Annotated in this window: 1 protein-coding gene; it reads left to right on the top strand. The window is 65.6% G+C overall.

Going from position 1 to position 897, the window contains the following annotated elements:
- The first annotated feature begins 323 nt into the window (after positions 1 to 323).
- On the top strand, positions 324 to 830 hold the full coding sequence (locus tag ACOADB_RS13885) for a hypothetical protein (RefSeq protein WP_378599582.1): 507 nt from the start codon (positions 324 to 326) through the stop codon (positions 828 to 830).
- The last annotated feature ends 67 nt before the right edge of the window (positions 831 to 897 follow it).

The following is an 897-nucleotide window of genomic DNA, read 5'->3' on the forward strand; positions in this document are numbered from 1 at the left end:
GCGGGCGGCGCCACCATCCAGTCGATGACCTACACCTCGAGCCAGGCCAGCTCCGACGGCGTCTCGATCAACCGCAGCCAGGACGGATCGACCAGCGGCACCTGGGTCAAGCACAACACGATCAGCACGCTGACCCGCTCGCCCGGACAGCGCGCCAACGGAACGACGTACTGACACCAGTTCGGACAAACGCGGCCTGCTCGGTTGATCTCGAGCGGGCCGCGTTGCGTTTGTGGGCGAACCCATCCGTTGCAACGACTCCACGCCGGTGGTCGTTGCTAGCGTGGGAACACACGTTCGATTCGTTCGTCGAGGAGGACAGGATGCCCACCCTCAGCATCACCGAGATCGCGGCACGTTACGGCGTCAGCCCAGCCTTCCTTCTGGAAGCGTTTCGTCACTCACAGCTAGCGAGTCACCGCGACAGCGAGTACTCCTGCGTCGACGGCTATTACCTCGACTTCCTTGCCCGACGCTGGGCCGACCGACTGCGACGAATGACCCCTGAAGAGCGCGCGAACCTCGGACCAGCTGACGCCCGCCTCGATCCGGCCTACGACGAGGTGTGTGACGAGCTCGGGATCGACCTTCGAACTGCGGACCTCTACAGGCTCGAACTTCGGATGCGGCCGCGCTTCGCCGAGGACGAGGTCTTCCTCGAGGTCGAGGACGCAGCGCGCCTGGGTTCGTTCGGGGCGGACCTTCGGGATCGTGGGGCATCTGCGCGAGCTTCCCAGCAGGACGTCAACGACGCAGTGCACCGCAGCGGAGGCGGAACCGCGAGCGGACCGGGCCTTCGATCAGTGATCTTGCGCGCCAGATGGGGGTGACGGTTCCTTGGGTCGTCACTCGACTCGAAAGCTTCGGTGAGCGACCACGGGGAGCGGCGTCCCGGGT

This window comes from Nocardioides sp. CPCC 206348 (assembly GCF_048654705.1).
Lineage (GTDB): Bacteria > Actinomycetota > Actinomycetes > Propionibacteriales > Nocardioidaceae > Nocardioides.

Bases quoted from the DNA above. Each gene is read 5' to 3' on its own strand.
- ACOADB_RS13885 (WP_378599582.1), top strand. From the start codon at position 324: ATGCCCACCCTCAGCATCACCGAGATCGCGGCACGTTACGGCGTCAGC.